This window comes from Streptomyces sp. WY228, assembly GCF_019287315.1.
In the GTDB taxonomy this organism is placed as follows: domain Bacteria; phylum Actinomycetota; class Actinomycetes; order Streptomycetales; family Streptomycetaceae; genus Streptomyces; species Streptomyces caviscabies.
In genome coordinates, this window is record NZ_CP079114.1 from 1,510,366 (window position 1) to 1,534,234 (window position 23,869).

19 protein-coding genes are annotated in these 23,869 nt (G+C 71.2%); 6 read left to right on the forward strand and 13 right to left on the reverse strand.

The features are described 5' to 3' along the window. The first annotated feature begins 28 nt into the window (after positions 1-28). Positions 29-682 (forward strand): response regulator, encoded by a 654-nt coding sequence (locus KV381_RS06360; protein ID WP_256995229.1) that lies wholly within the window; start codon positions 29-31, stop codon positions 680-682. A 242-nt stretch (positions 683-924) separates the two neighbouring features. Continuing rightward, on the forward strand, positions 925-1,971 hold the full coding sequence (locus KV381_RS06365) for a lytic polysaccharide monooxygenase (RefSeq protein WP_103538150.1): 1,047 nt from the start codon (positions 925-927) through the stop codon (positions 1,969-1,971). 132 nt (positions 1,972-2,103) lie between these two features. Here the strand turns inward: KV381_RS06365 and KV381_RS06370 are convergent, their stop codons facing one another. The 3 genes from KV381_RS06370 to KV381_RS06380 form a co-directional block, all read right to left on the reverse strand. Continuing rightward, entirely contained in the window at positions 2,104-2,994 is an 891-nt protein-coding gene (locus KV381_RS06370) for a triacylglycerol lipase (protein WP_098024573.1), read from the reverse strand. Positions 2,995-3,169: 175 nt separating this feature from the next. Continuing rightward, entirely contained in the window at positions 3,170-4,765 is a 1,596-nt protein-coding gene (locus KV381_RS06375; protein WP_256995020.1) for an MFS transporter, read from the reverse strand. Positions 4,766-4,882: 117 nt separating this feature from the next. Then, complete coding sequence (locus KV381_RS06380; RefSeq protein ID WP_218784855.1) at positions 4,883-5,278, reverse strand: helix-turn-helix domain-containing protein; 396 nt, start codon at positions 5,276-5,278, stop codon at positions 4,883-4,885. A gap of 126 nt (positions 5,279-5,404) precedes the next feature. Here KV381_RS06380 and KV381_RS06385 point away from each other — a divergent pair, with 126 nt between their 5' ends. Together KV381_RS06385 and KV381_RS06390 are read left to right on the forward strand one after the other, a co-directional pair. After that, positions 5,405-6,469: a DUF3533 domain-containing protein gene (locus tag KV381_RS06385; protein WP_193464453.1), complete on the forward strand. Its 1,065-nt coding sequence runs from the start codon at positions 5,405-5,407 to the stop codon at positions 6,467-6,469. A 235-nt stretch (positions 6,470-6,704) separates the two neighbouring features. After that, positions 6,705-7,202: a phospholipase gene (locus KV381_RS06390; RefSeq protein ID WP_030085739.1), complete on the forward strand. Its 498-nt coding sequence runs from the start codon at positions 6,705-6,707 to the stop codon at positions 7,200-7,202. 84 nt (positions 7,203-7,286) lie between these two features. Here KV381_RS06390 and KV381_RS06395 read toward each other — a convergent pair whose 3' ends face one another. After that, positions 7,287-8,465, reverse strand: coding sequence for a S1 family peptidase (locus tag KV381_RS06395; protein ID WP_218784857.1), 1,179 nt, complete (start codon positions 8,463-8,465; stop codon positions 7,287-7,289). Between the two features lie 335 nt (positions 8,466-8,800). Between KV381_RS06395 and KV381_RS06400 the strand changes: the two genes are divergently transcribed. Next, complete coding sequence (locus tag KV381_RS06400; protein ID WP_030085741.1) at positions 8,801-9,712, forward strand: alpha/beta fold hydrolase; 912 nt, start codon at positions 8,801-8,803, stop codon at positions 9,710-9,712. Between the two features lie 30 nt (positions 9,713-9,742). On the opposite strand, the gene fxsT is transcribed toward KV381_RS06400, so the two are convergent. The 5 genes from fxsT to KV381_RS06425 all read right to left on the reverse strand — a co-directional run bounded on the left by fxsT (position 9,743) and on the right by KV381_RS06425 (position 18,717). Further along, positions 9,743-13,678, reverse strand: coding sequence for an FxSxx-COOH system tetratricopeptide repeat protein (gene fxsT / locus KV381_RS06405; protein ID WP_218784859.1), 3,936 nt, complete (start codon positions 13,676-13,678; stop codon positions 9,743-9,745). Continuing rightward, complete coding sequence (fsxC, locus tag KV381_RS06410; protein ID WP_170994531.1) at positions 13,675-15,015, reverse strand: FxsC protein; 1,341 nt, start codon at positions 15,013-15,015, stop codon at positions 13,675-13,677. The genes fxsT and fsxC overlap by 4 nt, the downstream gene beginning before the upstream one ends. A gap of 74 nt (positions 15,016-15,089) precedes the next feature. Then, positions 15,090-17,444, reverse strand: a complete 2,355-nt coding sequence (gene fxsB / locus KV381_RS06415) for a radical SAM/SPASM protein FxsB, inactivated metallohydrolase extension form (RefSeq protein WP_218784861.1) — start codon at positions 17,442-17,444, stop codon at positions 15,090-15,092. A gap of 30 nt (positions 17,445-17,474) precedes the next feature. Continuing rightward, positions 17,475-17,639 carry an FXSXX-COOH protein gene (locus KV381_RS06420; RefSeq protein ID WP_103512799.1) on the reverse strand — a complete coding sequence of 55 codons (165 nt, stop codon included), beginning with the start codon at positions 17,637-17,639 and terminating at the stop codon, positions 17,475-17,477. Between the two features lie 367 nt (positions 17,640-18,006). Then, positions 18,007-18,717, reverse strand: coding sequence for a hypothetical protein (locus KV381_RS06425; RefSeq protein ID WP_218784863.1), 711 nt, complete (start codon positions 18,715-18,717; stop codon positions 18,007-18,009). A gap of 288 nt (positions 18,718-19,005) precedes the next feature. Here KV381_RS06425 and KV381_RS06430 point away from each other — a divergent pair, with 288 nt between their 5' ends. Then, positions 19,006-19,932 carry a DUF4231 domain-containing protein gene (locus KV381_RS06430; protein WP_030085750.1) on the forward strand — a complete coding sequence of 309 codons (927 nt, stop codon included), beginning with the start codon at positions 19,006-19,008 and terminating at the stop codon, positions 19,930-19,932. A gap of 18 nt (positions 19,933-19,950) precedes the next feature. Here KV381_RS06430 and KV381_RS06435 read toward each other — a convergent pair whose 3' ends face one another. The 4 genes from KV381_RS06435 to KV381_RS06450 form a co-directional block, all read right to left on the reverse strand. Further along, a complete protein-coding gene (locus KV381_RS06435; RefSeq protein ID WP_030631047.1) occupies positions 19,951-20,430 on the reverse strand; it encodes a hypothetical protein in 480 nt (159 codons plus the stop codon). Positions 20,431-20,616: 186 nt separating this feature from the next. Continuing rightward, entirely contained in the window at positions 20,617-21,516 is a 900-nt protein-coding gene (locus KV381_RS06440) for a S1 family peptidase (protein ID WP_030631033.1), read from the reverse strand. A gap of 232 nt (positions 21,517-21,748) precedes the next feature. Next, positions 21,749-22,570, reverse strand: coding sequence for a DUF1684 domain-containing protein (locus KV381_RS06445; RefSeq protein ID WP_030085756.1), 822 nt, complete (start codon positions 22,568-22,570; stop codon positions 21,749-21,751). Positions 22,571-22,574: 4 nt separating this feature from the next. Beyond that, positions 22,575-23,855, reverse strand: coding sequence for an NtaA/DmoA family FMN-dependent monooxygenase (locus KV381_RS06450; protein ID WP_086779293.1), 1,281 nt, complete (start codon positions 23,853-23,855; stop codon positions 22,575-22,577). Positions 23,856-23,869 lie beyond the last annotated feature (14 nt).

Consider the following 23,869-nt stretch of genomic DNA (forward strand, 5'->3'; position numbering starts at 1 on the left):
AACTGTGCTGGTGGTGGACGACGACTTCATGGTCGCGAAACTGCACAGCCGCTATGTGTCCGCAATGGACGGGTTCACGGTCGCCGGGGTGGCGCACAACGGCGCGGACGCCCTGCGCGCGGCCGAGCGGCTGCGCCCCGATCTGGTGCTGCTCGACATCTACCTGCCCGACATGGACGGGATCGACGTCCTGCGCGCGCTGCGTGCGGCGGAGGAGCGGGACGCCTCACGCCCCAGCACGGACGCCCTGTTCATCACGGCGGCGAGGGACGCCGGGGTCATCCGGGCCGCGCTGCGCGCCGGCGCCCTGCACTACCTGATCAAGCCGTTCAGCCGGTCCGCCCTCCAGGAGCAGATGCGCCATGTCGCCTCGCTGCGCACCCGCCTGGCCGAGCTGGGCGAGGCCCGCCAGGAGGACGTCGACCAGATCTTCGGCACCCGCCCGCCCGGCTCCCGCGAGCTCCCGAAGGGCCTGGCCGCCCCCACGGCCGAGCTGGTGGAACGCACCCTGCGCGACCACCCGGAGGGCCTGTCGGCCTCGGAGTGCGCCGAGGCGGGCGCCCTGTCCCGGGTCAGCGCGCGCCGCTACCTGGAGTACTTCGCCGGCACGGGCCGGGCGGCGGTGACCCTGCGCTACGGAGGCGCGGGCCGGCCGGAACGCCGCTACCGCTGGACGGGCTGAGCCCGCACGACGACCGACCCCGGGCCTCGCGCACGCACATCAGGTCGACCATGCCCGTCCGCGACCCCCGTCGGGTATCGCGCCTCCTTCCTGAGGGCCCTCTTAGCCGTGCCTTAAAGCGACCATAAGGATCGCCATCGCCCCCTCCCAGCAGGCCTTTTCGGGCTTCCGAGCGGCTAGCTTGCTGATCGCCACCCCCCAACAGCTGTGCCGCAGCAGTGCCGTTCAGAAGGAGTCCATCCATGACCGCTCGTCGCAAGGCCGCCGGGATCCTCGCCCTCGGATTCGCACCGCTCGCGCTGACGGGGCTGACCGCCACCCCGGCCGTGGCGCACGGTTCGCTCACCGATCCGGTGAGCCGGGTGTCCGCGTGCTTCGCGGAGGGGCCGGAGAGCCCGAAGTCGGCGGCGTGCCAGGCGGCGGTCGCGGCGGGCGGTACGCAGGCGCTGTACGACTGGAACGGGGTGAACATCGCCAACGCGGCGGGCAAGCACCGTGATCTGATCCCGGACGGCAAGCTGTGCAGCGCGGCCAACGACAAGTTCAAGGGGCTCGACCTGCCGCGCGCCGACTGGCCGGCCACCGCGCTGTCGGCGGGCAAGCACACCTTCCGGTTCCGCGCGACGGCCCCGCACAGGGGGTCGTTCGAGCTGTACATGACCAAGCCCGGCTATGACGCCGCGAAGCCGCTGGCCTGGTCGGACCTGGAGGCGAAGCCCTTCGCCGAGGTCACCGACCCGGCGCTGGTGGACGGTTCGTACGTCTTCGACGGGACGATCCCCGAGCGCTCCGGGCGGCAGCTGGTCTACACGATCTGGCAGCGCTCCGACTCCCCCGAGGCGTTCTACGCCTGCTCCGACGTGACGTTCGGCGGCGCGTCGGCGGGCAGCGGGTCGGCGGAGAAGGAAGAGGGGAAGGGCGAGCAGGGGGCCGGTGGTGACGGCGGCGCCGAGGCTCCGGCGCCGGCCCCCTCCGCGCCGTCCGAGGAGGCCATCACCGAGGGCGCCGAGAAGTCCTCCGTCGAGCACAACGGCCACGGCGACGACGACGCGAACACCGGGGCGAAGGTCAACGCCGCCGCTCCGGCGGCTCCGGAGAAGAAGGCCGAGGGCAACGCGCCCGAGGTCAACACCGCGGGCAAGGACGAGGTGCTGGCCGAGACGGGCGGCTCCGGCAGCAGCACGTATCTGGCGATCGGGGGCGCGGGAGTGCTCGCCGCCGGTGCGGCCGTACTGTTCGCCTCGCAGCGCCGGCGGGCCGCCGCCGCGACGGGGCGCCACGGCCGCTGACCGCCGCAGCACCCCCCCTTCGTACCCCTGCCGCGTCCCTCCGGGACGTCGGGCGCGGCAGGTCATCGACGGGCCGGGGTCCGCCGTCCGCACCATCGGACGGCGGGCCCCGGCCCGTTCACGTGCGGTGGGTCAGCCGATGACCGAGGCGCAGGTGGTCGGCGTGGCACGGGCCGGGTCGAGGGCGTTGGCCACTTCGTGGAAGGCGATGCGGTCGATGGTCCCGATCGCCACGTGCTCGGACAGGTCGAGCGGGCACAGGTCCTGGAGGAGGACATTGCGTACGTTCGGCCCGTCCAGGTACTGCGTGCGGTACGGCGTCACGACCTGGTCGTACTTGGTCGCGATGACGGTGTAGCGGACCCCGGGGACGGTGTCGCCGCCCGCCGTGAGCTTGGTGATGAAGGGCGATCCCGCGACCTGGTCGGCCAGTCCGGGGGTCTTGTCGTTGATGAACTTCTCGACGCCCGGGAAGAACGGCAGCAGTTGGGTGAGGCCGAGCAGCGTGGTGCCGTGGTTGTCCGGGGCGATGCCGACGAGGGCGTTGACCTTGTCGGCGCCGCCGAGGAACTTCAGGTAGTAGTTCGGCATCATGCCGCCCTGGGAGTGGCCGACGAGGTCGGCCTTCGGGGCTCCGGTGGCGTCGAGCACCTTGTCGACGAACACGTCGAGCTGTTCGGCGGACTTGTCGATGGGCCCGAGGCCGTGGAAGAACGGCACCCCGGGCAGCTGGCCGTAGTCGAGGGAGAAGACGCAGTAGCCCCGGTTGACCAGGTAGGGGGCGAGGACCAGCCAGTTGTCGATCGAGTTCCCGAAGGTTCCGTGGACCAGGACGACCGGGCGGGGATGGGCGGCCGAGGGCTTGCAGGAGTAGTCGTTCCAGCCACGCGAGGTGGCCGCTTCGGCGGCGGGGGCCGCGCTCGCGGTCGCCGTGGGGGCGACGAGAACGGTGAGGGAGAGGAGCAGGGCGGCGAGCAGGCTGCGCGCGCGGGGAACGCGCGCAGCACGGATCCAGGGCAGCATCGTGGGATCTCCTTGCGGCTCAAGGGAGGTGCGATGGCGGTGCGCCCTGTGGCCCGGACCACAAGCTGTGCGTGCTCATGCCAAATTACGCACGAGTAAGGTGGCGAGGGAAGTTACGCGTCGGTAAAAAATGGCGCGGCTCCACCGTGGATCGAGTAGCGGGATGGCGGGGCGGTCAGGACTCCGCCCGCCCCGCCGTGGACGCCACCTCTCCCTCCGCATCGTCCGCGCCCCCTCCCTCGACCACGCCTCCGTCCGGGCGACCCACGTTCCGGAGCAGCAGCGTGGCGGTGACGGCCAGCGCGAGCATGACCGGTACGGCTCCCATCGCGATCCAGGCGAGGCCCTGGGCGAAGGATTGCCGTGCCACGGCGATGAGTTGGGACCCCGCCTCCCCGGGCAGCCTTCCGGCGGCCTCAAGCGCCGCGGGCAGGTTGTCGGTGACCGACTCGCGGGCGGAGGCGGGAACACCGTCCGGCACCGAGCCGGCCACCCCGCTGCGGTACGCGACGTTCAGCACGCTGCCGAGGACCGCGATGCCGAGGGCACCGCCCAGTTCCTGGGTCGTCTCCCCCACCGCGGCCGCCGAGCCCGCCTGCTCGGGCGGCGCGGCGTCGACGATCATCCCGATCCCGAGGGACGAGACCGGCATCAGACCGGCGAACAGCAGCGACGCGGCCGTGACGACGATTCCGATCCCGGATCCGCTGTCGACCCGTGCGAGCACGGTGAAGCCGACGGCGGCGACGGCGAGGCCGGCGCCGAAGACGTACGCCTTGCCCACCTGAGCCGCCACGCCCTGGGCGACGAACATCGCGAGGGTTCCGCTGACGACCATCGGCAGGCTCCACACCGCCGACTCCAGCGGTTCCATGCCCACCACCATCTGGATGTACTGGGCGATGAGGAACTGACTGCCCAGCATGAACACCACGGTCAAGGTCAGCGTGCCGAGGGAGACGCTGAAGCCGCGGTTCGCGAAGAGCTTCATGTCGAGCAGCGGGTCGGTGAGCCGGCGCTGCCGCGCGACGAAGAGGGCGCCGATCACAAGACCGAGCATCAGGGCCAGCAGCGGTAGCCAGGCGACGCCCTCCTTGGCGAACTCCTTCACGCCGAACACGACCAGCAGGATGGCGGCCAGCGACATCGCGGCGCTGGTCAGGTCGAGTCGGCCCGCGTCCGGGTTACGGACCTCCGGGAGCACCAGCGGGCCCGCCACCAGCAGGAACACCATGACCGGCACGGCCACGAGGAAGACCGAGCCCCACCAGAACGCCTCCAGCAGCACACCGCCGACCAGCGGGCCGACCGCGCCGCCCAGCATGAAGCTCGTCATCCACACCGTGATGGCGAACGAGCGCTGCTTGGCGTCGTGGAACATGGCGCTGATCAGCGACAGCGTCGAGGGGCCCAGTACCGCACCGGCGAGGCCGAGAAGCGCGCGGGCCACGATCAGCGTCTCCGCGGTGGGCGCGTAGGCGGCGAGCACCGAGGCGAGGCCGAAGGCCACGGCCCCGATCATCAGCATCCGGCGCCGGCCGATGCGATCGCCGAGTGTGCCCATGGTGATCATCGCGCCGGCGATGACGAACCCGTAGACGTCGGTGATCCAGAGCAGTTCCGCTCCGGAAGGCTCCAGATCCTTGCTGAGGGTCGGCAGCGCCAGATGGAGCACGCTCATGTCCATGATCACGAGCATCGCGGGCAGTGCCAGCGCCGCCAGCCCGATCCACTCGCGCACCCCGGCGCGTGGGGCCAGTTCAGTGTCCACCGAAGATCTCCCTTCCGGGCCGCACAGCCCGAAAGGCTTACCGTAGGTGGTGAGCTTTCGAAAGGTAAGGACGTACCTAATGGTTAGCGCGACCCATGCGCCGGCCCGCAGGTGGAGTCAGCTCGTCTCGTCGTGGCGCTCGCGCGCGGCGACGATGTCTCCGATCCGATACGTGATCCACTCGACCAGGCCGCCGAGCGTGGCCGCCAACTCCCGCCCGACAGGGGTGAGCGAATAGGTCACCTGGGGCGGCACCGTGGCTTCGACCTCACGGGCGATCAGGCCGTCCCGCACGAAGACCCGGAGATTCTGGGACAGCATCTTCTCGCTGATGCCGCCGATCCTGTTCCGCAGCACATAGAAGCGCATCGGCCCCTCCTGCAGCGCGGCCAGGATCAGCACCCCCCAGCGGCTGCTGACGTGATTCAGCACCGTGCGGGCCGGACAGTCCGCCGTGAAGGCGTCGCTCAACGCGACCGCCTTGTCGCCCTCGACATCGGCCTCGGATTCCACGTTCCCGTTCACATCCGTAGCTTACTGACAGGTATGCCCTTACGAAAGGAAAGTCGATGCCCGTCCCGTAAGCCGTTCGGCCCCGCCCCGACTGCGTGACCCCTGCCCCGCCCGGACGGTGGGGGCATGACTTTCGTCGACGAGGTGAAGACCGCCGTCACCCCACGGGCCGCCCTGCTCGTCGTGGGTGTGGTCGCGCTGCAACTGCTCTTCATCGCCTCCTACGTCGGGGCGCTGCACAAGCCGAAGGCGACGGATGTCGCCTTCGGGGTGGTGGCCCCGCAGCAGATGTCCCAGCAGCTCGTCGACCGGCTGGACGGACTGCCCGGCGGACCGCTGGACCCCCGTGCGGTGAGCAGCGCGGCCGAGGCGCGCGAGCAGATCATGAACCGTGACATCGACGGCGCCCTGATCGTCGCGGCGGAGGGCCGCACCGACACCCTGCTGGTCGCCTCCGGTGGCGGGACCGCCCTGGTCACCGCTCTGGAGCGGATCCTCACCGGGGTCGAGGACTCCGAGGGGCGGGCGGTGCGGACCGTGGACGTCGCCCCGGCGTCCGGCGAGGACTTCAACGGGCTCTCGTCCTTCTACCTGGTCGTCGGCTGGTGCGTCGGCGGGTATCTCTGCGCCTCGATCCTGGCGATCAGCGCCGGCGCCAAACCCGCCAACCGGCAGCGCGCGGTGATCCGGACCGGAACGATGGCGCTGTACTCCGTCGTCGGCGGCATCGGCGGCGCGCTCGTCATCGGGCCGGTCCTCGGCGCGCTGCCCGGCAGTTTCTGGGGGCTGGCCGGTCTGGGCGCCCTGGTCGTCTTCGCGGTCGGCATGACCACGCTCGCCCTGCAGGCCCTGACCGGGATCGTCGGCATCGGTCTGGCCGTCCTGATCATCGTCATCGCGGGCAACCCGAGCGCGGGCGGCGCCTTCCCGCTCCCGATGCTCCCGGACTTCTGGCGGGCGATCGGCCCGGCCCTCCCTCCGGGTGCGGGCACCTGGACGGCCCGTTCGATCGCCTACTTCCGTGGCAACGCGGTCACCGGGCCCTTGCTGGTGCTCTCGGCCTGGGCGGTCGTCGGTACGGCGCTGACCCTGCTGCTGTCGCTGCGGAAGCGAACGGACGCGGACCCGGTGGACGCCACGGTCACGGCCGCCGCCCCGGGGCCGGGCGCCGGCGGATCGACTCCGGTCTGACGTCGGCCGGGGCCCTTCCCGCCGGCCTTCGCCTTCGCCCCTTTCCTCCGTGAAGATCCGCCTGTGGGGCCGCCGTGACGGCGGCCCCATCTGACGTACCGCCCAATTCTTGATGTCCGGTCCGTGCGACGACTAGGCATGACAGGTCCATGACGACATGCTGTCCCTGCCCCTCGTACCACCCGACGAGGAGCACGGTCAGGACCACTTCCTTTCACCCCCACGGAGGTCGCTCATGCGTCGTCGATTCACGGTCCCGCTCACCGCGGTCGCGCTGTCGCTCCCGCTCGCCCTGATCACCGCCGGTTCCGCCTCGGCCGCCCCCGCCGACAAGCCCCAGGTGCTCAGTTCCTGGACCCAGACGAGCGCCTCCAGCCACAACGCGTGGAACGCCGCCCGCAACAACCAGGGCGCCTGGTCCGCGTACGGCTTCGACTGGTCGACGGACTACTGCAGCAGCTCCCCCGACAACCCCTTCGGCTTCCCGTTCCAGAACTCCTGTGCCCGCCACGACTTCGGCTACCGGAACTACAAGGCCGCGGGCACGTTCTCCGCCAACAAGGCCCGGATCGACTCCGCCTTCTACGAGGACCTCAAGCGGGTGTGCGCCGGCTACTCGGGCGCGACGAAGACCTCGTGCAACAGCACCGCCTGGACCTACTACCAGGCCGTGAAGATCTTCGGCGTCTCCCCGGCGGACGTCGGCTCCCGCAACCTGCCCCGGGCCGCCTGAGCCGACCGCACCAGGGCAGAGGGAAGGGCCCCCGGTGAACCGGGGGCCCTTCCTCGCGCCGTCGTGCGGTGGTGCGGTGTTACGTCAGCCGATCTCGGCGCCGTAGGCGGCCAGCGCCTCCGGAACCGGCTGGAAGAAGGTCGTGCCGCCCGAGGAGCAGTCACCGCTGCCGCCCGAGGTCAGACCGAGCGCGGTGTCGCCCGCGAAGAGGGCGCCGCCGCTGTCGCCCGGCTCGGCGCAGACCGTCGTCTGGATGAGGCCGTTGACGATGTCGCCGTTGCCGTAGTTGACCGTGGCGTCCAGCGCGGTGACCTCGCCGTCGTGCACCTGGGTGGTGGAGCCGCTGCGGGTGACCTGCTGGCCGACCGTCGCGTCGCCCGCCTGGGCGATCGCCTGGGTGGAGCCGTCGTAGAGGTTCACCTCGCTCGGGTGCTCGGTGTCCGAGGTGTACTTGACCAGGCCGTAGTCGTTCTCCGGGAAGCTGGAGCCCTCGTTCGCCCCGATCTCCGCGCCGCCCTGGGTGTCCGACCAGCTGGTGACCGACTCGGTGCAGTGGCCCGCGGTCAGGAAGTACGGTTCGCCGTCCTTGACCACGTTGAAGCCGAGCGAGCAGCGGGAGCCGGAGCCCCAGATCGCGTCGCCGCCCGCGATCAGCGGCTTGAACTCGCCCGCCGCCTTGTTCAGTTCGGCCTTGCCGCCGAGGCCGTCGACCACGGCCGAGAGCTTCTTCCAGGCCGCGCCGTCCACCGTGCTGTCGGCGGTGACCTTGACCTTGTTGGTCACCGGGTCGACCGCCCAGGAGGTGCCCGGGATGGTCGCCTTGTCGGTGAGGGTCTGCCGCGCCGACTTCAGCTCGGCGAGGGAGTTCTCCACGATTCTGGCCTTGCCGCCCGCCTGGCGGACCTGCTCGGCGCCGGCCTCGTCGACGACGTTCACGACGAGGGCCTTCGCCGTGCTGTCGTAGTACGAACCCGCCGCGGCCGCGCCCAGGTCACGGTCCAGAGTGGTGGCCAGCTTTCCGGCCGCGTCCACGCCGAGCGTCTTGACCGCGAACTCCGGCACATCGTCACTGGCGTTCGCAGACTGGAACGTGAAACCCGCTGCGACCAGAGCGACGACGGCCGAGCCGGCCAGCGTCGCGCGCTTCCTCGATATGCGTCGATGCTTCAACTTCGACCTCCTGTGGGGCCGTGCACGGAGCAAGTGGGGTGCTCGTACACGGAGGATGGGGCGCCCACTATTCCGAGGCCCCGATACGCACACAAGGCCGACTTCCAGACGTGCACACGACACAGACGCTTCGCACGCGAGGCGTTCACCTACCCCGGGTCACACCACGTCGATTCCGTTCGCGAACACCCGGTGCAACCGTTGACCGCCCCTGGGTGAGGACTAGGCCTGTCCGGTTTTCGCCCCTGCCGGTCCGGATGGCGTGCCCGCGCGTCCGGATGGCGACGGACCTCGTCCGCTTCGTCCGCCGGGAGCCTCTCCGTACCTTCACAGTTCCTGTCGTCGAACAGTCCCCGTAACGCCCCTGATGGGTCATCATCGAAAAGGCGGCACGCGCCCGCCGGATGACCGAGCGGAGGAGGCACGGGGTGCGCAATCGGGTGCTCACGGCGGACGGCCGGCATCTGATGGTGGAGCGGATGGGGGATCCGCGGGGAAGACCGGTCTTCCTCCTGCACGGCACCCCGGGCAGCAGGCTGGGCCCCGCTCCCCGGGGCATGGTGCTGTACCAGCGCCATACGCAGCTGATCACCTACGACCGCCCCGGATACGGCGACAGCGACCGGCACGAGGGCCGCCGGATCAAGGACGTCGTCGAGGACGTCCGGGCCATCGCCGACTCGTTGGGCCTGGAGCGGTTCGCCGTGGTGGGCCGCTCCGGCGGCGCCCCGCACGCCCTGGCCTGCGCGGCGCTGATGCCGGAACGGATCACCCGGACCGCGGCGCTGGTCAGTCTCGCGCCCCCGGACGCGGCGGGTCTCGACTGGTTCGACGGGATGACCGCGTCCAATGTCCTCGCGTACTCCACGGCGGCGGACGACCCGGACGGCCTGGCGGAGTCCTTCATCGACCGCTCCGCGCAGATCCGGCGGAACCCCGTCCGGCTCCTGGACGATCTGCGCCGGGAGCTGACCGACTCCGACCGGATGGTGGTCAACGACGCGGGGATCCGATCCATGCTGCTGCGCAACTACAGCGAGGGACTGCGTCATTCGGCGTACGGCTGGATCGACGACGCCCTCGCGTTCTCCAGCCCCTGGGGGTTCGATCCCGCCCGGATCACCGGCGAGGTGCTGCTCTGGCACGGGGTGCAGGACGTCTTCGCCCCGGTCGGCCACTCCCGCTGGCTGGCCGGGCAGATCCCGGGCGCCACCGCCGTACTCGAACCGTCGGCGGCCCACTTCGACGCGTTCCCCATGCTGCCCCGGGTCCTGGACTGGCTGCTGGACGCGCGGGAGCACCCGTACCGGACGCTGCCGACGGCCGTGCCGGGAGGGTGATCCCTCCCGGCACGGCCGGTCCAGGGCCGGTCACACCGACATCGGCTCCAGTTCCCGTCGGAACCGCTCCTCGGTCCGGGCGACGCGTGCCAGCGGATGGTCGTCGCCGAGCTGCCGCGACAGTTCGGGGACGATCTCCGCCCGCAGCTGCACCGCCTGGTCCTCCCGCCCCATGGCGTCGAGCGTGACCGCCATGTTCGAGGTCATGGCCAGGGTCTCGGGATGGTGCGTCCCGAGCGCCTCGCGCAGCTGCCCGGACAGCCGCTGCTCGGTCTCCAGCACGAGGTCCAGCTCGCCCCGGTCCGCGGTCGCGCTGGCCAGGTTCATCACGCAGAACAGGGTGTTGGGGTGGTCCCGGCCGAAGGTCTCCCGCATGCCGGCGACGACCAGCTTCAGCACCCGCTCCGCCGCCTCCGGCTCCCCGGCCCCCGTCAGATAGACGCCGAGGTTGTTCTGCGCCGCCAGCGTGTACGGGTGCTTCTCCCCCGGCACCTTCATGTACTGATCGACGACCTCCTGCGCGGTGTCCCTCGCCTCGGCGCTCTCGCCCGCCGCGAACAGGTCGGCGGCGAGGTTGAGGTCGCAGGCCAGCGAATCGGGGTTGGCGATGGTGTACTTCGCCCGGTAGCGGGCCCGGGTCGCCACCGTGAGACGGCGCGCGTCCTCCAGCCGGCCGGCCCTGCGCAACGACACCGCGAGGCTCTTCGCGGCGCTCAGCGTGGCCGGGAAGCTGCGCCCCATCGTCTCCTTGAAGCTGTTGTACGTCGTGCTGAGCAGCCCCACCGAGTCCTCGTACCGCCCGACCTCCCGCAGGTCACGGGCGAGGTTCATGGCGGAGGAGAGGCTGTAGGGGTGTTGGGCTCCCAGCACTTGGGAGCGGAGGTCGTAGACGTCCTGGTCGATCTCCCGGGCGCGGGCGTACTGGCCGACGCTGCGCAGGTTCAGGGCCAGGTTGTTGGCGGCGGCCAGGGTCCGGGGGTGGGAGTCGTGGAAGATCTGGCCGAACCCCTCGTGGGCCTCGGTCGCCATCTCGATCGCCCGCGCGTAGTCCCCCAGCAGACCGAGGTCGATGGCGAGGCTGCTGGTCGTCATGTACGTGTGCGGGTGCTCGGGTCCCAGCACCGCCCGCTGGCGCTCCAGGGTGAACTCGTCCAGCTCCTTCGCCTCCACGTAACGCCCGCGGGTGCGCAGGATGTTGGAGAGGTGGAAGCAGAGGTAGAGGTACTGCAGATCGCGTTCGCCCAGCTTCTCCTCCCAGATCTCCCGCAGTTCGTCGCCCAGCGCCCCGGCGGTCCTGACGTCGCCGCGCTTCCAGAGGTAGCGGACCCGGTCGATCAGCAGCCTGCGGGTCTCCGGCTCCTTGCAGTTGCGGGCGTCGGAGGGGCCGAGGTGCGGCCAGATCGTGGCGAAGCGCGGCCAGGTCTCCGGGTTGTCTATCGGCTCGTCGTCGTCGGGCCGGGCGCCGGCCAGGATGCGGTGGACGACGTGCCGGGCCTCGCGCTGCTCCTCCTCGCTGAGCTGCGCCTTGATCACGGCCTGGACGAGGCGGTGCACCTGGATGGAGTTGGAGACCTGGTCGACCTTGGCGAGGGCGAACCGGCCGATCTCCCGGATGACCCGGCCCAGCACCAGCTTCTCCTGGAGCGAGGAGTCGTACGGCTTCAGCGCGTCGATCATCTCCTTGCTGTAGAGGAGGTTCGCGGAGATCGGCTCGGGGGCGAAGAAGGCGCAGAGCTGGAGCAGCCGTACGGCGGCGGGCGAGCGCTCCTTGAGCCGGGCGATGGAGATGTTCCAGGTCGCGGCGACCGGTTCCGGGTAGCCGGCCGGCTGGTTGAGTGCGAGGACCTGGGGCGCCTGCTGGGCGAGCTGTTCGAGATAGGCGTCGATGGGGGTGGCGGTCTCCGCGATCCAGGCGGCCGCCTGCTCCACGGCCAGCGGCAGGTCGCCGACCGCGGTCGCCACCTGGGCGGCGTCCTCGTCGCTGAGCCCCGGGGCCCGGCGCTGGAGATGCTCGATGGACTCCTCGCGGAGGAAGACGTCCACGGGCAGCGCGTCGCCGTGCTGGGACCAGCTCTGGTTGCGGGAGGTCACCAGGATGTGGCCGGAGCCGCCCTGCGGGAAGTAGCGGCGCAGCTGCTCGGGGTCGTCCGCGTTGTCGAAGACCAGCAGCCAGCGGTCCGACGGCACCCCGCGCCGCAGCAGGTCGACGGCCTCCTGGGAGGCGGCCGCCATGTCGTCGCCGCCCTGGGCGCCGAGCCGGACGGCGAGTTCGGCGAGCGAGGCGACCACGTCGTCGGGCTGCTCGGACGATATCCACCACACCAAGTCGTAGTCGGCCATGAAGCGGTGCACGTACTCCAGGGCCACCTGGGTCTTGCCGACGCCGCCGAGTCCGTACAGCGTCTGCGGCTGCGGCAGGACGACGGCGAGGCCGCCGCCGAGCTGGTCGCGCATCCGCTCCAGGACGAGCGAGCGGCCGGTGAAGCCGGGGTTGCGGGGCGGCGCGTTCCAGATCCTCGGCACGGTGCCGGGGAAGCGGGGTCCGGGCGACACCCCGTCGGCCACCTGCACCGGGCGGTCCAGGGCCCGCATCACGGCGGTGGTGGCGTGCACCTCGTCCAGCCGGAACAGGTCGACGGGGTTGCGGTCGATGTACGGAGAGGTCAGGCGTACGTCCCCGACCCGCAGCGGAACCAGCCGGCGGCGGCCGCTGCCGACGGCCTCGGCGGCGGTGCGTTCCCACAGCTCGACCGCGCGCTGGGACTTCAGATAGGCGCTGGAGAGCAGGACGACGGTGCGGGCGGCGTTCTCGGCATTGGTGTCGGCCTGCTCCTCGGGCGGGCGTTCGGCGGAGACGTCGCGCGGCACGACCCGGAAGCCGGCCCGGGTGAGAATCGATTCGAGCCAGTCGGCCCACATCCGGTTCTCCGCCACATAGCTGAGGTGGAGATCGGCGGGCAGGGCGGGCCTGCGCCGGGTGAAGGCGTCGCGGATCCGCAGCCGGATCTCCTCGCCGATCGGGGGCATCGAGGTGATCTCCCGCTCGGTGATGACCGCGGTGAGCCGTTCGAAGGCGGAGAGCAGCGAGTTGGTGAGACCGGCCTCGTCGCCGAAGGTGGCGAGCGTCTCCTCGTAGGCGTAGTACGGGCGGTAGGGGATCTCCACCGCGCCCCAGTAGGCGGTGAGTTCGTCGCCGGACAGATCGCGGGGCAGCCGGTCGAACTTGAGCCGGGCCAGCGCCCGCCCGGCGTCCGCCTTCTCCTTCTCGCCCTCGTCGATGCGCATCGGGACGGGGTAGAGGGCGATGGGGCGGCCGGTGTTGCGCTCGGCGATCTGGCGGGCGACGGAGGCGGCGCCGTCGATGGACTGGTCGCTGAGGGTGAAGCAGTCGACGAGCACGTCCGGGAGGTGGACGGTGCAGATGTCGGCGATGTCGCTGAGACCGGTGCGGCTGTCGATGAGGACGTAGTCGTAGTTGGCCTTCATGTCGTCGCGCAGCGCGTCGAAGAAGTGGCCGCCGCCGAACCGGTCGTAGAAGTTGTCCCAGTCGAAGGTGGAGACGGTGGCGCTGTACTCGCGGTTCTGCCGTCCGGCGGAGACGAAGTCGAGCGTGCCGCCCTGCGGGAACTCCCAGCCCAGCGACTCCGGGGTCAGCGACACGGCGTGCGGCTGGATGCGGGCGTAGTCGCGGTGCCAGTCCTCGGCGCGCTGGGCGGGGCTGGTCGCGGCCCAGGCGTACTCGGTGATCAGGTCGATCACGCCGGTGGTGGCGCCGAGCGTGGCCGGGTCGAGGAACGGGTGGAAGAACCGGTGCAGCCCGGGGGCCTCCAGGTCCCAGTCGACGGCCAGCACGCGCTTGCCGTTGGCCGCGAGGATCCAGGCGACGTTGGCGAGCGCCATGGTGCGCCCGGTACCGCCCTTGTACGAGTAGAAGGTGACGATGCGCCCGTCACGACCGGCACTCATAGGTCCTCCGCTTCCGTCGCAGGGTCGTGCGGGTCGGGTATGTAGCTCGTGGCGCCCATGGGGCCGGTGAGCCGGGTCCGCTCGCCGGATCCGCCGCCGGGCCCGGGCGGGTAGGCCTTGGCGTGCTTCAGATACTGCTGGGCGGCCACCTCGACGACCTGGGGCAGGAGTTGGCCGAACGCCTCCATCGTGGGCACTCCCTTCGCCGCCGCGCGGCACAGCGCCCGGCCCTGGCCCATCTTGATCGGCATGGTCGCTTCGAGCTTCTCGATGAGCTCGGTCTCGGCCGCTCTGCTCTGGTGGTCGTCGCGGCTCCACGGCACGACCATGGTCACCCAGGGCCGGTTCTCGGCGTCGAAGGCCGCGAGCCTGCGGCGGTGGTCCTCGTCCCTCAGGGCCCAGCGGTCGACGAGCAGGATCTCGGGGGTGCTGGGCGGGGCCTTGCCGTCGTGCCGGTCCTCGTCGAACGAGGTGATGACCGCCTGGTAGTTGAGCGAGCGGACCAGTTCCTCGGCCACATAGGCCAGCGGGCGGGCGGCGGCCGGGTAGTAGGGGTTCCAGTCCTGGGGGTGGTCGCCGTAGTGGTCGCTGTTGCGGCCCTCGGGCAGATCGTGGCGGGTGGGCGCCGCGATGGTGATCTGCATCGGCCGGGGTGCGCCGACCCCGCTGCTGGGGGATCCGAAGGCGCTGGGCGCCAGGCGGTAGTCGACGGGTCGGCCGGTGTCGATACGGACCGAGTCGGCGACGCTGACGATGCGTTTGGCCAGTTCGTAGACGGCCCGTTCGTACTCCTCGGCGAAGAGCCGGAGCTTGATCAGACCGTAGAGGCCGTCGCTGACGTACCGTTCCCCGAAGTCGCGGTGGTTGAACTGCAACCGCTCGGCGGAGCCGGGCAGTTGGCTCGGCGGCACCGGCACCCAGAGGGCCGGGACGATGGCCTCGGCCGGCTGGTTGGAGCGGGCCCGGTGGTGGATGGCCCGCTGTTCGAAGGCGTACCACTCCTTGCCGCACATCTCGCTGGCGAAGTAGCGCGGCGAGAACAGCGGAACGAAGACCCGGCAGGTGGCGAGGACGTCACCGAGCCGTTCCGACCAGCCCTCGCCGGAGCGTATCTCCCGGTCCATGAATCCCGCGGGCGCGCCCGCGGGTAAGTCGGTCATCGCCATCACATGACCGCAGAGATCCTGGAACAGCCGCTCGACCCACATATCGGGGTCCGTGCCGCCGCCGTATCCCGGTGTGTGGGCGTAACTCAGAAAGAAATACGGCCGATGGCCCACCGCTCGCTGTTGCGTCGATGCGTGCACACGACCCCCGTCCTGTGTGAGCACTCGCATCCCGGAAGGAGGAAGGGAGTGCAAGCGAACTCATCATTCCGGAGCGGACCGCTTTCCACCCCCCTGCCGTTCGGTCATTCGAACGTCACTTTCCGGTCAGACGACAGGACGTTCGAAGGATGACCGGACGGCGGGACGGTCCTGCCGCGATTCCTCCCGGCCGCACTCCGTGTTCCGCTGATCTCCTTGCGGACAGCGGCGATCAGCTGTTTTCCGTCGACCGTCACCTCCGCCGCGTTCTCGATCATGTCGAGGGCCTCCGGAACACCCGTGAGGAAGCGCGGATCGTAAAGCCCGAGCCCCGCCCGTTCGAATGTCTCCGCCAGCAGTCGGGAGAACGTCACGTGTTCGCTCCCCCAGGGCGTTCGATGTTCCCAGGTACCGTCCAAGGCGTAAAGATCCGTCACTTCACCGAGCGCCCGCAGTTTCGCCCGGCGGAATCCGCTCAGCAGGCCGAGTGCCAGCTCCTTGCCGTCGGCCGCCTCGCCGACGCCGAGCGCGCCGTGGCCGGGCCGGCCCGGCTCGGCGGTGCCGGCGGCCAGCGGGGTCACCGTGGTGAGCGTCCGGGCCGCCTCGGCCGCCTGCTCCGGAACGGCGTCGGCCAGCAGCGCCCAGGCGTCGGCGATCCGGCGCCCCCAGGCGTCGGCCCGCTCCGCGGTGAGCCGCTCGGCCGGGGCGGTGCCGAAGCCGTCGCGGAAGGGGTCGAGGTCGTCCAGCAGGAGAGCCGGAGCGGGTGCCTGCCGCAGGACGCGGACGGGACGCCAGTGCGGGCCCTCCGCTTCCTCGTGCGCGATCCGCAGCTCCGGGCCGGGAGCGGCGGGCACGCCGTCGGTGCCCGTGTCCGGCCGGCGGACGAGGAAGCCGTCGTCCGTGGCGCGCACCACCGCCACGCCCCGCTCCCCCGGCCCGCCGAGGACCGCGGTGCCGAGGGTGGGCAGATGCAGGCTCCCGTCGCGGTACGCCACCGGCACCGGCAGGTCGATCCCGGCCCTGACGGCGGCGGCGGCCACGCATGCGCCGAGCCGTTCGGCGGCGGGCTCGGTCAGGCCGCGGCCGGCGTGGACGTCCTCCAGGGCGCCGACCAGCCAGCCGCGGGTGTAGGGGTGGGCGAGCACCGTGTCGAGCGCGTCGGCGCCCGGAGCGTCGGCCTCCACGCTCGCCGCGAGCCGCCAGGCCTCGTCCCAGAGCGCTCCGCCCTGTCCGTCGAGGGTGTCGTGGAGCGCGGCGAGCAGGGTGCGGGTCAGGTCCAGGTGGGCGGCGAGCAGCGCGTCCGGCGCCCGGACGGCGGGCGACTCGGTGGCGGCGGCGGTCCGTTCCTCGACGCCGCGGATCAGCGCGGCCAGGTCGGCGCAGTAGACCGAGGGGTTGTCGAAGCCGCCGTCGGCGCCGGACCCGGAGCGGTACCGGTGGGTGTAGAGCCCGCCGCCGCACGACCGCACGACCGGGCAGCGGCGGCAGGTCTCGCTGACTCCGGCCAGTCCGAGCTGGCGCGCCCGGACGCCGGGGTGGGCCGCGACCTCGTCGAACGTATGGCTGAAGACGTCGAACCCGGTGGCGGCGGCGCCCTCGTAGGCGCTCTTGAGCGAGTCGACCTGTTCCAGCTTTCCGTCGGTCTCGATGACGACGAGGTCGGTGGGGGCGAGGCCGAGCGATTCGGTGAGGCTGGGGCCGCCGTTCAGGCTGGAGAGCACCGAGGCGAACATCCGGACGGGCATGGGCCGGCCCTGTTCCGTCCAGCGGTCGAAGACCGCCAGCAGCCAGGCGGCGTACGCGGTGGGCGAGCCGTCCGGGCGTGGCGGCGGGTCGTCCCAGGTGGCGTGCGGCAGCAGGAAGTCGACGAGCGGGGGTTCGAGCTCGGCGAGGGCGTCGTGCACGGCCACCGGGTCGTTGTGGATGTCGACCGTGCAGAGCAGGCCGAGGTCCAGGTGGCGGTAGCGCTCCTCGCGGAGCAGTTCGACCGCCCGCATCACCATCGGGTGGCTGCTGCGTCCGTTGGCGAACCGCCGGTGGCGGTCGTTGGCCGCGCGGTCGCCGTCGAGCGAGATCCCGACCCGGACGTGGAACTCGTCGAAGAGGTCGAGATAACGGGGGCTGAGCTGGACGCCGTTGGTGTGGATCCTGAGGTCCAGCTCAGCGATGCCGTTCAGGGCCGAGCCGAGCTCCTCGCAGACCCGTCGCAATCGCGCGGGCCCTGCCAGGAGCGGTTCCCCGCCGTGCAGGATCACTGTGACGGAGGGAAGCGCATGAGTCGTCGCATGCTCGGCCAGGCGCCGGGCGGTCCACGAAATCGCCTCGTCGGAGATGGTCTTGGGGCGGGTCAGCCAGCTCTGATCTGCGTGTTCGTAGACATAACAATGGTCGCAGGCAAGATCACACCTGCTGTGCACTTTGAGCACGAATTCACGGAAGGGGACCAGGGGTCCTGTCATTCCGCCATTCTATCCACTTCTGACGCCGGCTCAGAGAGCCGAACTGAAAGTGGAGATCCGGGTGGACCGGGCCGTTGTCGCACCGATTGCACGGTCGAGCTTCCTGGCGGCCTCGGCGCTGCGGACGTCGGTCGCCGCGAGGGTCGCGCGGGTCTTCGCAGAGGCGAAGGCGGGGGTGGTTCCGTAGGTCTTCACGGCCGTCCTAGGGGGATCCTGAAGGGGTCTGTTTCCGGACATTGAAATGCTGCACGGATTCCGTGTCATCACACGGCCCGGCACGCGCACTTTACTACCGCTGGGGCCCCCGCACATGCCGGCGGACCAGCCTTCACATCGGGTTTTTCGCGTCGAAACATCTCTTCCGCGCGACCGCTCGGGTGAGCGGAGGACGAGCGGCGGATTCCACGGGCCGGAGCGCCGTCCGCACGTTCGCCGGCCGGTGCAGGTGAGAGGCATTCCGTCGCCGGCGAAGCGACCCGCACAGGTGGCGGGCGGGCGCATCCGGACCGGGCCGGCCGGGCATCGGCCGTACGCGCCGGGACGTCCCGGAAGCGATGGCGGTTCACTCGTTCACCGGTTCCGCGCCGGGCACGTTGTACTCCGCCCGGGCACCGCGCACACAGTCCAGGACGCGTTCGTGGCTGTCGCCCACGACGTCCGTGACCCGCACCCGGATCTGGAGCGCGTCGACCCGCTCGACGAACCGCTCCGAGAACACCCCCACCGGCACGGTCTCGTAGTTCCCGGTGCCGACCAGCGGAAAGCCCTTCCCGAAGGCGATGAGCTGGTAGTCCTGCCCCGCCGAGAGACCGTCCGCGGTCAGGGTGGTCACGACGTCCGGGACGGCGACCCAGGGCGCCGTCGCCGTGTCGGGCCCGCCGCGCAGCACCACGCGGCACTCCCAGCTCTCTATCACGGCGATGTGCTGACCGCCGTTCAGTATCCCGACGCGCCACGCGGGTTCCCCCTCGGCGAGCAGGCCCTTGCGCCAGGAGCCGCGCCAGCCGAGGTAGGGCCGGACCGTGCGGGCGTACTGCGCCCTGGCCAGTACGGCGCCCGCCGCCACGGCCAGCAGGCTTCCGAGCGCCTCCATGTCCAGCAGTTGCAGCCGCCAGGGCCAGTCGTCCCGGGCGCCGGGCGAGACATTGGCCCGGACCGCCTCCCACAGGAGGATCAGGGTCAGGGCCGCGAGCAGCACCAGGGGGGCGGTGAAGAACAGCGGGCTGCGGCGCACGCTGCGCCGGCTGTCCCGGAGCGGGATGTCGTCATCCACCCGTCCGGCTCCGTCACCCTCGATGGCCCCTCCCTCGCCCGGCGGTGATCGCGGCCGCCGGTGAAGGCGGCAACTCACCTGCTGTTCAGTCCAGTTGGGCAACCTTGCCACAGCGCCGCCGGGCGCGGAAGAACACCTGCGCGGAAGTGGCCGAACCCTGCCACACCGACCCTCCGCGGAGCCGGTACGGTCTTGCCGCGTCCGGCCCTCCCCCCTACTCTCGTGGCCCCGGGCGGGGCAGGCGCGACGACCGGCCGGGTCATACGACAACTGCAGACGGAGGCGACCATGACGGCGTTGCCCGAGCCGCTGAGATCCATGGTCTTCAGGAACGAGGACCTGCCGGCCCTGTTCCACCACACGGACGCGGTCGCCGTGGCCCGCCAGCGCGAGGCCGTGAACACCACCCGGGTGCAGCTGGCGCTGCTCGTGGCCGGCACGGTGCCCGCCGCGCTGCCCTGGCACGCCGAGGACGGTCCGGCGTCCAGGGCCCTGTACGGGGCCGCGGTGCTGGCGTACCTGGGCGTGCTCTTCATGACGTTCCTCGCCTCCCAGCGCAAAGCAAAGTCGCATTGGCAACTGAACCGTTCCGCGGCGGAGTTCATCAAGTCCAACTGCTGGCGTTACGCGGTCCACGGCGCGCCGTTCGACAGTGCGTCCGGGCACCCGGAGGCGCTGTTCGCCAATCGTCTGGAGGACGGCCTCCAGGAGCTGCGGAAGGTGGGCTGGGCCGATCCGCGCGAGGAACTGCCGGATTCCGGCGGTCTCATCACGGAGTCCATGCGCGCGTTACGGAACAAGGCCTACACGGTCCGCAAGGAGACCTACGTACGGGACCGGCTCATCGAGCAGCGGCGCTGGTACCGCCGGCGTCAGCAGGCCTCCCGGCGCGGTGCGTTGCTGTGGTCGGGCGCCATCGTCGCGCTGACGCTGCCGGCGCTGGCGCTGAGCGTGTTGCAGACCTTCGGGGTGGGCCGGTCGTTCGGTCTGACGGGGGCGCTGTCCGCGGCGGCGGCGGCCTGTCTCGCCTGGAACGAGATGCGCCGGCACCATCCGCTGATCTCGGCGCACTCGCTGGTGGAGAAGGACCTGGAGTCGATGCAGGCCGCCATGGAGACCACCCTCACCGAACGGCACTGGCCGGCGGCGGTGTTCGAGACCGAGCGGATCGTGTCGCCGGAGCACACCGACTGGCTGGTCCGGCACCGCGTGTGAGGTCCCGCCCGGCCCGGGTCAGCCGCGCAGGACTCCGTCGCGCCAGATCACGGTGACCGGGCGGCCCAGGGTGCGGGCGTAGGTCACGATGTCGCCCGTGCCGCCGAGGCCGCGGGACGGGAGGCCGTCCCAGACCGCGAGCAGCCGGTCGCAGTGGTCGGCGATGTAGGCGCCCGCGGCGTAGTAGGCCTCGTCGGTGGAGTGCGGGAAGTCGAGGCGGACCTCCCGCACCGCGCGGGCCTTGAGCGTCCGGTAGCGGGCGAGGTCGGCGGCGTTCTCGAAGCAGGCCTCGTAGTCGCCGCTGGGGATCACGGCGGTCAGTTCGGCGCCGCAGGTGAGGGCGAGGTCGGCGAAGATCTGGTCGGCGCCGACCGCCAGACTGGAGAACGCCTGCGTCGCCCCGTCGAGGCCGCACAGCGCGGCCCGCAGCCCCGCGCGCACATGCGCCTCGGCCTCGGCGGGGATGGAGCGGTGACCGGTCACTCCGATGCGATTCACGGACCTGCAACCCCCTGATGCCGGCGGAGCACACCTCGGGGGCGGGTCTGCCCCCGTCGCCCCGTCACGACGACCCGTCGTGGCGACATCCTCTCAAGAGCCCCCGGCGAGCGGGAGCCCCCGTCCGGAATTCCGGACGGGGGCACGTATGTACGGACAGCTCCGTACGCTGCCGGGCGGGGCCGGTCAGTACACGCTGACGCCGTACGCGCTCAGCGCCTCGGTGACCGGCTGGAAGAAGGTCGTGCCGCCGGAGGAGCAGTTGCCGCTGCCGCCGGAGGTGAGACCGATCGCCCGGGTGCCGGAGTAGAGCGGGCCGCCGGAGTCGCCGGGCTCGGCGCACACGTTGGTGCGGATCATGCCGTAGACGACGTCGCCGCCCCCGTAGTTGACGGTGGCGTTGAGCGCGGTGACCGAACCGCTGTGGGTACCGGTGGTGGAGCCGCGGCGGGTGACGGCCATGCCGACGGTGGCGTTGGCGGCGCTGGTGATGTCCTGGCCGCCGACCGTGCCGTCCTTGGGAATGGTGGTGTTGGTGTAGCGCACGATGCCGTAGTCGTTGTTCGGGAAGCTCGACCCGGCGGTCGTGCCGAGCACGGTGGTGCGGGCCGAGTTGGCCCACCAGGTGCTCGCGCCGTCGGTGCAGTGACCGGCGGTGAGGAAGTAGTAGGTGCTGCCGCTGCGGACGTTGAAGCCGAGGGAGCAGCGTCCGGTGCTCGAGTAGATCGCGTCGCCGCCGGAGATCAGCTTGGTGAACTTCCCGGGGGTGCGCTCGATGCGCAGGGCATCGGCGTTGGCTCCGGCCGACTTCTTGATCTGGTTGATCTCCGCCTGCGAGACCGTGCTGTCCACGGTGACGACGAGGCGCTTGGACTGCGGGTCGATGTTCCAGGCGGTACCCGCGATGTCGGCGCCGAGCACGGCGTCGCTCGCCGCGGTCAGCTGGTTGGCGCTGAACGTTCGGGGGGTTTCGGCGTTCGCGGTGGGGATAGCCATCGCCGCGACGGCGGCGAGCCCCGCGAGGACGGCCGTGGTACGGACGCGTCTCGCCGCGTTCGAGCGGTTGTTGGTGCGCTTGATCCTCACTTCGGGTTCCTCCGAGGGGAATCGGGGGCCCTCCTGTGGGGTGGCGGGCCCGTGAGGCGCAGTCGGGGGCCTGTCCGGATTCCGGAGTTGCCGTGCCCCTGACAATCGCTGACCGGAGTATCGAGGGGGCCGGACGAGAGGCGCAAGCATGCCTTTCGGCCACCTGGACCCCTTACGCATCCGGCCCCGGGAGCCATGGGGCTGCCGGGGCCGGAGGGACCGCTTCCGCGGCTCAGGCGTCGATCCGGTTCCGCTCCCCCGCCGGGACCGCCACGGCGAGCGTGTTGCCCGGGGGCGGGAAGGGGCAGATGAAGTGATCGGCGAAGGCGCACGGCGGCAGCAGCGCGCGGTTGAAGTCGACGTTCACGCTGCCGTCGGCGGCGGGCGCGCCGGGCCGCAGAAAGCGGAAGCGGTAGCTACTGTTCCCGCTGGTCGCGTCGGCGAAGACAGCCCACAGCGACCCGTCCGGTTCGACCGCGACCTGGAGCGTGTGCTCCTCGCCGTCCACCGTGAAGGCGATCTCGCCGCCGAGCCCGAGACCGCGCTCGACCCCGTCCGCGTTGGCCACCCGTACGGTCCGGTCGCCGCCGTACGGCCGGAAGGTCCCCGGCAGCGCCCAGCGGGGGTCGTACGGAGTGGCCTCGATGGTCGAGAAGGCGTGCCGGGCGGGCGATCCCGGGTCGAAGTCCCGTACCGCCCAGAGCCCTTCGCGGCGGAGCACCACCAGTCGCCGCCCGCCCTGCGCCACCCGGGAGTCGTCGATCGGCCCGCGGTCCGCGCCGAGCCGGACCTCGCCGGTCAGCGGCTTGCCGTCGACCACGACGCCGTCCTCGGCGGCGGCCGTGAGGACCACCTCGTCGCCGTCCTCGCGCCAGTGCCCAGGGACGGCCGGAATTCGACCTTCCGGGTAGTCGGAGAGCCAGTGGGTTCCGGTCAGGGCGAGCGGGCCGTACGGGGCGGCGACGGCGACGACGCGCCCTTCGTGCCACCGCTGCCAGTCCTGCGCGGCATCCGGCCCGCCGCCCTGCTCCTGCTGCGTTGCGTCCGTGCTCATGCGGTCAACCTTTCCATACCGGCTCCGGCAGGCCGAGGTGCGACCGCAGCGTGGAGCCGGTGTATTCGGAGCGAAAAGCTCCGCTCTCCTGGAGGAGCGGCACGACCCGGTCGACGAAGTCGTCCAGGCCGCCGGGGGTGAGATGGGGGACGAGGATGAAGCCGTCGGCGGCCCGTTCGTCGACGAACGCGGTCAGCTCCGCCGCGACCGTGGCGGGCGAGCCGATGAACGACTGCCGGGTGGTCGTCTCGATGACGGTCTGCCGCAGCGACAGCCCCTTGGCCTCGGCGAGCGCACGCCAGCGGGCGACGATCGCGAAGGGATCGCCGTGCCGGACCCGGCCCTGGGTGATCTCGGAGTCGGGGACCGGGTCGATGTCGGGGAGCGGCCCGTCGGGGTCGTACGCGGAGAGGTCGGTGCCCCAGATCTGTTCGGCGGTGAGGATCGCGTTCTGCGGCGAGACCTGTTGCCGGCGGATCTCGGCGGCGTTCTCCTGGGCCTCGGCGTCGGTGTCGCCGGTCACCACGGTGACACCGGGCATGATCTTGAGGCTGTCGGGCTGCCTGCCGTACGCCGCGAGCCGCGCCTTGACGTCGGCGTAGAAGGTCCGGCCCGCCTCCAGGGTGCCGTGCCGGGTGAAGATGATGTCGGCGGCCGATGCGGCGAACTCCCGGCCCTCGTCGGAGTCCCCGGCCTGGATGACCACCGGGTGGCCCTGCGGCGAGCGCGGCACGGTGAACTCACCGGAGATCGTGAACTGCGGCCCCTCGTGCGTGAAGGGCCTCGATGTGCCGTCGGGCGTCCAGGAGTCCCACAGTTCCCGGGCGGTGGCGACGAACTCGGCGGCCCTCGTATACCGGTCGGCCCGGTCCAGATAGCCGCCGCGGCGGAAGTTCTCCCCGGTGAAGGCGTCGGAGGAGGTCACCACGTTCCAGGCGGCGCGCCCCGCGCTGAGGTGGTCGAGGGTGGCGAGCCGGCGGGCCAGTTCGTACGGCTCGTTGAAGGTGGCGTTGACCGTGGCGGCCAGGCCGAGCTTCTCGGTGACGGCGGCCAGCGCGTTCAGCACGGTCAGCGATTCGGGCCGGCCGACCACGTCGAGGTCGTGGACGCGGCCGTTGTGCTCGCGCAGCCGCAGCCCCTCGGCGAGGAAGAAGAAGTCGAACTTCCCGCGCTCCGCCGTCCTGGCCAGGTGCTCGAAGGAGGAGAACTCGATCTGGCTGCGGGAGCGCGGATCGGCCCAGACGGTGGTGTTGTTGACGCCGGGGAAATGGGCGGCGAGGTGCATCGGACGGGGCACGG

What these genes read in the sequence shown, in the direction of transcription:
- KV381_RS06360 (WP_256995229.1), top strand. Translation starts at nt 29, where the DNA reads ATGGTCGCGAAACTGCACAGCCGCTATGTGTCCGCAATGGACGGGTTC.
- KV381_RS06365 (WP_103538150.1), top strand. Translation starts at nt 925, where the DNA reads ATGACCGCTCGTCGCAAGGCCGCCGGGATCCTCGCCCTCGGATTCGCA.
- KV381_RS06370 (WP_098024573.1), bottom strand. Translation starts at nt 2,994, where the DNA reads ATGCTGCCCTGGATCCGTGCTGCGCGCGTTCCCCGCGCGCGCAGCCTG.
- KV381_RS06385 (WP_193464453.1), top strand. Translation starts at nt 5,405, where the DNA reads ATGACTTTCGTCGACGAGGTGAAGACCGCCGTCACCCCACGGGCCGCC.
- KV381_RS06390 (WP_030085739.1), top strand. Translation starts at nt 6,705, where the DNA reads ATGCGTCGTCGATTCACGGTCCCGCTCACCGCGGTCGCGCTGTCGCTC.
- fxsT (WP_218784859.1), bottom strand. Translation starts at nt 13,678, where the DNA reads ATGAGTGCCGGTCGTGACGGGCGCATCGTCACCTTCTACTCGTACAAG.
- fsxC (WP_170994531.1), bottom strand. Translation starts at nt 15,015, where the DNA reads ATGCGAGTGCTCACACAGGACGGGGGTCGTGTGCACGCATCGACGCAA.
- fxsB (WP_218784861.1), bottom strand. Translation starts at nt 17,444, where the DNA reads ATGACAGGACCCCTGGTCCCCTTCCGTGAATTCGTGCTCAAAGTGCAC.
- KV381_RS06430 (WP_030085750.1), top strand. Translation starts at nt 19,006, where the DNA reads ATGACGGCGTTGCCCGAGCCGCTGAGATCCATGGTCTTCAGGAACGAG.
- KV381_RS06445 (WP_030085756.1), bottom strand. Translation starts at nt 22,570, where the DNA reads ATGAGCACGGACGCAACGCAGCAGGAGCAGGGCGGCGGGCCGGATGCC.
- KV381_RS06450 (WP_086779293.1), bottom strand. Translation starts at nt 23,855, where the DNA reads ATGCACCTCGCCGCCCATTTCCCCGGCGTCAACAACACCACCGTCTGG.